Origin of the sequence: Mycobacterium sp., from assembly GCF_052144515.1 — a bacterium.
Taxonomy (GTDB): Bacteria; Actinomycetota; Actinomycetes; order Mycobacteriales; family Mycobacteriaceae; genus Mycobacterium.
In genome coordinates this window covers 1-8,507 of record NZ_JBKQQD010000414.1, presented here as the reverse complement: position 1 = coordinate 8,507, position 8,507 = coordinate 1, and the positions used below count along the sequence as shown (strand labels likewise).

At 66.7% G+C, this 8,507-nt stretch carries 6 protein-coding genes and 1 pseudogene; 5 read left to right on the top strand and 2 right to left on the bottom strand.

Features of this window, described 5'->3' with window-relative positions; translation table 11 throughout:
- Positions 1–172 precede the first annotated feature (172 nt).
- The 3 genes from ACLP9N_RS27480 to manA are packed head-to-tail and all read left to right on the top strand — an operon-like array spanning position 173 to position 3,914.
- The gene (locus tag ACLP9N_RS27480) at positions 173–1,579 is read left to right on the top strand and encodes a phosphomannomutase/phosphoglucomutase (protein WP_442410328.1); all 1,407 of its coding nucleotides are present in this window, start codon (positions 173–175) and stop codon (positions 1,577–1,579) included.
- Complete coding sequence (locus tag ACLP9N_RS27475; protein WP_442410327.1) at positions 1,576–2,679, top strand: TobH protein; 1,104 nt, start codon at positions 1,576–1,578, stop codon at positions 2,677–2,679. Before ACLP9N_RS27480 ends, ACLP9N_RS27475 begins: the two co-directional genes overlap by 4 nt.
- An 8-nt stretch (positions 2,680–2,687) precedes the next feature.
- Positions 2,688–3,914 (top strand): mannose-6-phosphate isomerase, class I, encoded by a 1,227-nt coding sequence (gene manA / locus ACLP9N_RS27470; protein WP_442410326.1) that lies wholly within the window; start codon positions 2,688–2,690, stop codon positions 3,912–3,914.
- On the opposite strand, the gene ACLP9N_RS27465 is transcribed toward manA, so the two are convergent.
- Entirely contained in the window at positions 3,892–5,292 is a 1,401-nt protein-coding gene (locus ACLP9N_RS27465; RefSeq protein ID WP_442410330.1) for an FAD-dependent oxidoreductase, read from the bottom strand. The genes manA and ACLP9N_RS27465 overlap by 23 nt on opposite strands.
- 104 nt (positions 5,293–5,396) lie before the next feature.
- Between ACLP9N_RS27465 and ACLP9N_RS27460 the strand changes: the two genes are divergently transcribed.
- Together ACLP9N_RS27460 and ACLP9N_RS27455 are read left to right on the top strand one after the other, a co-directional pair.
- Positions 5,397–6,914: an amino acid permease gene (locus tag ACLP9N_RS27460; protein WP_442410325.1), complete on the top strand. Its 1,518-nt coding sequence runs from the start codon at positions 5,397–5,399 to the stop codon at positions 6,912–6,914.
- A 244-nt stretch (positions 6,915–7,158) separates the two neighbouring features.
- A pseudogene (locus ACLP9N_RS27455) lies at positions 7,159–8,198 on the top strand (alkane 1-monooxygenase); the annotation flags it as partial.
- 59 nt (positions 8,199–8,257) lie between these two features.
- Here ACLP9N_RS27455 and ACLP9N_RS27450 read toward each other — a convergent pair.
- Positions 8,258–8,494: a DUF2442 domain-containing protein gene (locus ACLP9N_RS27450; RefSeq protein ID WP_442410329.1), complete on the bottom strand. Its 237-nt coding sequence runs from the start codon at positions 8,492–8,494 to the stop codon at positions 8,258–8,260.
- Positions 8,495–8,507: the final 13 nt, after the last annotated feature.

The following is an 8,507-nucleotide window of genomic DNA, read 5'->3' as shown; positions in this document are numbered from 1 at the left end:
CGGCGCAGCCGGGCGAAGCGGGTCGCCACCATCGGGGCTGGTGGGGATCGCGAGGCGGCGCAGCCGGGCGAAGCGGGTCGCCACCATCGGGGCTAGTGGGGATCGCAGCCTCCTCGGGCCGATAGGCTGACGGCGAAGAGTCGAAGAAGTCCATGTCGTCAGGAGGCCTCGCATGGGTCGGCCCGCTGCGGCTGTCAACCGTGTCATCAAGGCTTACGACGTTCGGGGGCTGGTCGGCGAGGAGATCGACGAGTCGCTGACTGCCGAGATCGGCGCCGCATTCGCGCGGTCGATGCGCGCCGAGAATGCGCGGCAGGTGGTGATCGGCCACGACATGCGCGACAGTTCGCCGAAGCTCGCGGCCGCTTTTGCGGCCGGGGTGACTAGTCAGGGCCTGGATGTGGTGCGCATTGGCCTGTCGTCCACCGATCAGCTTTATTTCGCCTCGGGGCTGATGGATTGCCCCGGCGCGATGTTCACCGCGAGCCACAACCCGGCGGCCTACAACGGCATTAAGTTGTGCAGGGCCGCCGCCTTGCCGGTCGGCGCGGACACCGGGCTGACCGTCATCCGCGACGACCTGATCGCCGGGATCCCGGCATACGACGGCCGGCCCGGGACGGTTACCGATCGCGACGTGCTGCGCGACTACGGCGAGTTCCTGCGTTCGCTGGTGGACACCTCCGGGTTGCGCCGGTTGCGGGTGGCGGTGGACGCGGGCAACGGCATGGCCGGTCACACGGCTCCGGCCGTGCTCGGTGCGATCGACGCGATCACCTTGCTGCCGTTGTACTTCGAGCTCGATGGATCCTTTCCCAATCACGAGGCCAATCCGCTGGACCCGGCGAACCTGGTGGACCTGCAGGCCTATGTGCGCGACACCGGCGCCGATATCGGGCTGGCCTTCGACGGGGACGCCGACCGATGCTTCGTCGTCGACGAACGCGGCCAGTTGGTCGCGCCGTCGACGGTGACCAGTCTGGTGGCCGCCCGCGAGCTCGCCCGGGAGATCGGCGCGACCGTCATCCACAACGTGATCACGTCCCGCGCGGTGCCCGAACTGGTCTCTGAACGCGGCGGCACACCGCTGCGCTCGCGGGTCGGGCACTCCTACATCAAGGCGCTGATGGCCGAGACCGGCGCGATTTTCGGCGGCGAGCATTCGGCGCACTACTACTTCCGTGACTTTTGGGGCGCCGATTCCGGGATGCTGGCGGCGCTGCACGTGCTGGCCGCCCTTGGCGAGCAGCAAGGGCCACCAAGGCCATTGTCGGAGCTGACCGCCGACTACCAGCGCTACGAATCTTCGGGGGAGATCAACTTCAAAGTCGCCGACGCCGCGTACTGTATCGATGCCGTGTTGAAGTCTTTTGGGACCCGGATTCATTCCATCGATCACCTGGACGGGGTGACGGTGGATCTGGGCGACGACAGCTGGTTCAACCTGCGCAGCTCCAACACCGAGCCGTTGCTGCGGCTCAATGTGGAGGGTCGCACCACCGAGGACGTCGACGCGGTGGTTCAACAGGTCAGCGCGCAAATCTGCGCCCAGGCAGCGCCCGGAGAAGCCGGGCCGTGAACACCACCCAGGCGATCGATCTCGAAGACGCCGAGGGCCTGGTCGGCGCCGACCGGGAGGGTTTGCTGCGGGCCGCGTCGATGGCCGGCGCCTCGGTGCGTTCCGTGGCCGCCGCGGTTGAGGAAGGCGCGCTGGATTCGCTGCGCATTGACGACCGCCCACGCTCGGTGATCTGGGTGGCTGGCCGTGGTACCGCTGAAACCGCCGGGGCCATGCTGGCGGCGACCTTGGCCGGGCTGGCCGACGAGCCGATCGTGGTCGCCGGCGAGGCACCGCCGTGGGTGGGGCCGCTCGACGTGCTGCTCGTCGCGGGTGACGACCCCGTCGATCCCGCCTTGGTCGAGGCCGCCGCGACCGGGGTACGCCGGGGCGCGCGGGTTGTCGTGGTGGCGCCGTATGAAGGTCCGCTGCGCGACAGCACGGCGGGGCGCGTCGCGGTGCTGGCGCCGCGGCTGGCGGTTCCCGATGAGTTCGGGCTGTGTCGCTACCTGGCCGCGGGCCTGGCCGCGGTGCAGACCGTGGACCCCAGGCTGCGCATCGATCTGGCGTTGCTCGCCGACGAACTTGACGCTGAGGCACTGCGCAACAGCGCCGGCCGGCAGCTGTTCACCAACCCGGCCAAGACGCTTGCCGCGCGGCTCGCCGGTCGCCGGGTGGCGCTGGCCGGCGACTGTGCCGCCACGATCGCGCTCGCCCGGCACGGCAGTTCGGCATTGCTGCGGATCTCCCACCACGTTGTGGCGGCCACCGGGCTGGCCGATGCGGTCGTGGCACTGCGCGCGACCTCGGGGCAAGGCGGTAGCCCTTCGTCGGTGGATGCTCTGTTTCATGACGAAGAGATCGACGGGCCGCAACCCGAGCGGCTGCGGGTGCTGGCGTTGACGTTGGGCAGCGAGAAGACGGTGGTGGCCGCCCGGGTCGCCGGGCTGCACGATATCCACCTGATCGCAGCCGAGGACGTGCCCGAGGTGCCCGGCGGCTCGGGCGGGTCTGCGCCTGTACCGGCGACGACGGGGGCAGGTCGTCCCGAGCACCAACTGGCGATATTGGCCGTCCGGCTGGAGATGGCCGCGGTTTACTTGCGACTGGTGCGGGGATAGATAAGACAGTGGAACTACTACGCGGAGCGTTACGGACATACGCGTGGGGATCGCGCACCGCACTGGCCGAATTCACCGGGAGGCCCGTGCCGGCTGCTCACCCCGAGGCCGAACTGTGGTTCGGTGCGCACCCGGGCGACCCGGCCTTTCTGGAGACCGAGCAGGGCGAAACCTCGTTGCTGAAGGCGCTGGTCGCCGACCCGGAAGGACAGCTCGGCTCCGCCTCGCGGGCCCGGTTCGGCGACGTGCTGCCGTTCCTGGTCAAGGTGCTGGCGGCCGACGAGCCGCTGTCGCTGCAGGCCCACCCCAGCGCCGAGCAGGCGGTCGAAGGCTACCTGCGTGAGGAACGACTGGGCATTCCGGTGTCGTCGCCAGTCCGCAACTACCGCGACACGTCGCACAAGCCGGAGTTGTTGGTGGCGCTGCAGCCGTTCGAGGCGCTGGCCGGATTTCGTCAAGCGTCCCGGACCATCGAGCTGCTGTGCGCATTCGCGGTTTCCGACCTCGACCCGTTTATCGATCTGCTCGACGACCAGTCCGACGCCGACGGCCTGCGCGCGCTGTTCACCACCTGGATCACCGCACCCCAGCCCGACATCGACGTCCTGGTGCCCGCCGTGCTCGAGGGTGCAATCCAGTACGTCAGCTCCGGCGCCACCGAATTCCAGGCCGAGGCCAAGACGGTGCTGGAACTCGGCGAACGCTATCCCGGTGACGCCGGCGTGCTGGCGGCGCTGTTGCTCAACCGCGTCAGCCTGGCCCCCGGCGAGAGCATCTTCCTGACCGCCGGCAACTTGCACGCCTATCTGCGCGGTGTCGGTGTGGAGGTAATGGCCAACTCCGACAACGTGTTACGCGGCGGCCTCACCCCCAAGCACGTCGACGTGCCCGAGCTGCTGCGGGTGCTGGACTTCACCCCGACCACCGAGGCGCGGCTGCGGGCACCTACCCGGCGCGAGGGGATGGAGCTGATCTACGAGACCCCGACCGACGAGTTCGCGGCCGCGCTGGTGACGCTCGACGGCCATCATCTCGGCCATGAGGTCGACGCGCCGTCGCACCACGAGGGCCCGCAGATCTTGTTGTCCATCGAGGGCGCGACGACGGTGCACGGCAAGTCCAAGTCGCTGACCCTGGAGCGCGGTATGGCTGCCTGGGTGGCCGCCGACGACGGCCCGATCCGGCTGGTTGCGGCCGAGCCCGCCAAGTTGTTCAGGGCGACCGTAGGGTTGTGAGCGTTCGCCGCCGGTCTTTGGCGGCCCGGCTTCGTTTTTTAACGGCTTCTCGGCGCTCCTTCGTCCACAACCGCAAATTGTGCGCGACGGCGCGGCCGATGATCCGCGGGGGCGGCACCATGTACAGGCTGTCGAGCAGCGAGAACCGCCGCAGAAACCATTCGGCGAGAACGGGTTCGGTTTCGGCGGCCCCGAGGAATTGGTCGAACAGCGCACCGGACGGCCGCCACCACCAGGGAACGGACTCCACGCCCGCGTGGTGGAAGGTGATGTCGCCGATGGCGTTCATCATCCACACCGGGTAGGTGGTCTTGGCGGTGGCCCGGTTGAGTAGGCGAGCCACATTGCCATCCGAGCCGTCCGGGGACTGCAACGCGCGTCGCAGATGGCCCGCCTGCAGTGACGTCATCGTCATGCCCTGCCCGAAGGTGGGATTGAAGCTGGCCACGGCATCGCCGAGGGGGACGATCCCGGCGGGAAAGCGGTCCAGCTTGTCGTAGCGGCGCCACTTGCTGGCCGGAAAAGCGTGGAATGCCGGGTCGCCCAAGGGCTCGGCCTTGGCCAGCGCGTCGGTGAAGTGGGTCGGCAGCAGCTCGTCGGCCAGCGCCAGCATCTCGGGGAACGTCGCCGGCGGTTTGGCATTGGCCACCCCGAACGTCGTCAGTACCCAGGTGCCGTTCTCGTAGCACAGCATGCCCAGCCCCAGTGACTGATCGTGGGAGGCGCCGGCGACCACCACCTTCTCGGCGATCAGGCCGTCGGGGATGCGGAATTGCTGGGTGGCGTAGTTGATGCCGATGTCCACGGTTTGCTCGGCCGGGCGCCGGTATCCCCAATGTGTCAACCACACCGGCAGCCGGGTGCCGCGGCCCGCAGCGTCGACGACGAGATCGGCGCTCACGAACTCGCCGCTGTCGGCGGAATCCAACACCACACCGGTCACCCGGCTCTGGGAACTGTCGAACCGCGGCTCCGCCACGGACCGCCGCACGATCTCCACGTTGTCCAGATCGAGGACCCTTCGCCGCAGTTGCCACTCCAGATGCGGCCGGCTGGGAACGTAAGCGGTGAACTCGTCGCGCAAGGTGTGCCCCGTTCCGAGGACGTGCCCCGCGGCGCCGAGATGGATACAGTCCGGCCGGTTCTCCAGCATCGGAACTCCCGCGGCGACCATGTCCTTCAGCAGCCCGGGAAACAGGTTCTCGAACTCGATCGCCCCTCGGGCCATCAGCATGTGCAGATGCCGGTCCTGCGGTACCGTCGCGCGGTTTGCCGGTGCGCTCGGTAACTCGTCGCGCTCGTACACGGTGACCTCGGAAAAGAACTCCGATAACACCCGCGCGGCGCTCAAACCGGCGATGCTGGCGCCGATGACCACCGCGTGGTCGCCCGTGTTTGCTCCGGTCTCGCGCATCCGGTCAGGGTACCCAGTACTGTCCGGTCTCAGCGGGTTTACCGAGGTTCGGGGAAGGGGCGGGTGGCATGGCCGGTCGATGGCGTACCAAGTCGGTCGAACAGTCGATCGCCGACACCGACCAGCCAGACACCCGGCTACGCAAGGTGCTGACCTGGCTGGACCTGGCGGTGTTCGGTGTCGCGGTGGTGATCGGAGCGGGCATCTTCACGGTCACCGCATCGACAACCGGCGACATCACCGGCCCGGGGATCTGGATCTCGTTCGTGATCGCCGCCGCGACCTGCGCGCTGGCGGCGCTGTGCTACGCGGAGTTCGCCTCGACGCTGCCGGTTGCGGGCAGCGCATACACCTTCTCTTATGCCACTTTTGGTGAATTCATCGCCTGGGTCATCGGCTGGAATCTGCTGCTGGAATTGGCGGTCGGCGCCGCAGTGGTGTCCAAAGGCTGGTCCAGCTACTTGGGCACGGTGTTCGGATTCGCCGGCGGCACAGTCAAACTCGGAGCGATCCAGCTCGACTGGGGTGCCCTGCTGATCGTCGCGGCGGTCTCGACCCTGATCGCGCTGGGCACCAAGTTGTCGTCGAGGTTCTCCCAGGTGATCACCGCGGTCAAGGTGTCGGTGGTCCTGCTGGTCGTGGTAGTCGGCGCCTTCTACATCAAATCCGCCAACTACTCACCGTTCATTCCGAAGCCCGAAGCGGGGCGCGACGCGGAAGGCATCAACCAGTCGGTGTTGTCGCTGCTGACCGGTGCGCACAGCAGCCATTACGGCTGGTACGGCGTCTTGGCGGGGGCATCGATCGTGTTCTTCGCGTTCATCGGCTTTGACATCGTGGCCACCATGGCCGAGGAGACCAAGAACGCGCAGCGCGACGTCCCGCGCGGGATCCTGGCTTCGCTGGCGATCGTGACCGTCCTCTACGTCGCGGTCTCGGTGGTGCTGTCTGGCATGGTCTCCTACACCCAGCTCAAGACGGCTCCGGGTCGAGGCTCGGCGAACCTGGCCACCGCGTTCACCGCGAACGGGGTGACCTGGGCGAGCAAAATCATCGCCGTAGGGGCGCTGGCGGGGCTGACCACCGTGGTGATGGTGCTGATGCTCGGGCAGTGCCGGGTGCTGTTCGCGATGGCGCGCGACGGGCTGTTGCCCCGCCGCTTGGCCAAGACGGGCGCGCGGGGGACCCCCGTCCGGATCACCGTCCTGGTCGCGGTCGTGGTGGCGGCGACGGCAGCCGTGTTCCCGATCAGCAAGCTTGAGGAGATGGTCAACGTCGGGACGCTGTTCGCGTTCGCCCTGGTGTCCGCCGGGGTCATCGTGCTGCGCCGGACCAGGCCCGACCTGGAGAGGGGGTTTCAGGCTCCGGGCTTGCCGTGGCTTCCGATCGCATCGATCTGCGCGTGCGCCTGGCTGATGCTGAACCTCACCGCGCTGACCTGGGTCCGTTTTGGTGTCTGGCTGTTCGTGGGAACCGCGATCTACCTGGGCTACGGGCTCCGGCACTCGGCACAGGGCCGTCGGCAGGCCACGGGGGTCGAAGTGGCCACCGACAAGAAACCCGACCCGGACGCCGCGGCAGCGTAGCCCACGCATCGCCTTTTCCTCGCTTCGAGCCTGCGTCCAGGGCGCTGAAATCGCCGGATTGGCGCTGTGACCGCAGGCTCGATGCCGTCAGCGCAGTCTCGACGTCGCCTGTCAGACCCAAGCGGACTAGCGCCCGTTGGCGCGCACAAATCCTTTACAAATGAGCATATTTTGTCTAGACATGAGACGCCAAGCCATATATTGTCAAACAAAACGGCGTGCGACTCACAAGGAGGTTTGGCATATGACCACACACATCAGCTCTCCAAGCCGCGAACTGCCCGAAGCGCCCGAATGGCGCGACAAGAAGCGCTACCTGTGGCTCATGGGACTGATCGCCCCGACGGCCCTGTTCGTGATGCTCCCGATCATCTGGGGCATGAATCGTCTCGGCTGGCATGGCGCCGCGCAGGTGCCGCTGTGGATCGGGCCGATCCTGCTCTACATCCTGCTGCCCGCGCTCGACGTGTTCTTCGGGCCCGACGGGCAGAACCCCCCCGACGAGGTGATGCAGCGGCTGGAGAACGACAAGTACTACCGCTACTGCACCTACATCTACATCCCGTTCCAGTACCTCAGCGTGGTCTTGGGCGCCTATCTGTTCACCGCTTCGAACGTGGGTTGGCTGGGCTTTAACGGTCCGCTGAGCTGGGTCGGCAAGATCGGGGTCGCGCTGTCGGTCGGTGTGCTCGGTGGGGTGGGCATCAACACCGCGCACGAGATGGGACACAAGAAGGACTCGCTGGAACGGTGGTTGTCCAAGATCACCCTGGCGCAGACCTGCTACGGCCACTTCTACATCGAGCACAACCGCGGTCACCACGTTCGGGTCTCCACGCCCGAGGACCCGGCGTCGGCACGCTTCGGCGAGACCTTCTGGGAGTTCCTGCCCCGCACCGTTTTCGGCGGCCTACGCTCGGCCGTCGGGCTCGAGGCGCAGCGCATACGCCGGCTCGGCCACAACCCGTGGAATCCCAAGACCTACCCGTCCAACGACGTGCTCAACGCCTGGGCGATGTCGGTGGTGTTGTTCGGCGCGCTGATCGCGGTCTTTGGCCCGGCGCTGATCCCGTTCCTGATCATCCAGGCGGTCTTCGGCTTCAGCCTCCTGGAGAACGTCAACTACCTCGAGCACTACGGGCTGCTGCGGCAGAAGAACGCCACCGCTTCCGGAAAAGGCCGCTACGAGCGCTGCGCGCCGGTGCACAGCTGGAATTCCGACCACATCGTGACCAACCTGTTCCTCTATCACCACTTCGTCTTCACCGTAGTAGGCATGGAAATGCGGCGGGCTGTGATCGTCAAAGAACATCCTGATCACGATTCCGAAGAACCTGGAAATCTCAGGCATGAGCAGGTTCTCGATTCAAACTCGGAAAGAGGTCCTCCGGTTGACGCCCTGTCACCTTCAGATACAGGGCATCCGGGCACAAGTCCAGTTCGTCTCCCCAGGCCAACTCTCCTGTGGGACCTATCCTGACCTGACAGAACGTCTGGTAGTCTTCCCATTTCCGGAAAACGCCTTTTCCGACAAGATGCGATAAATCTACGGCCCCGTGTGTTCCGTCTTCAAACTGCAGGTCTAAACGGTAG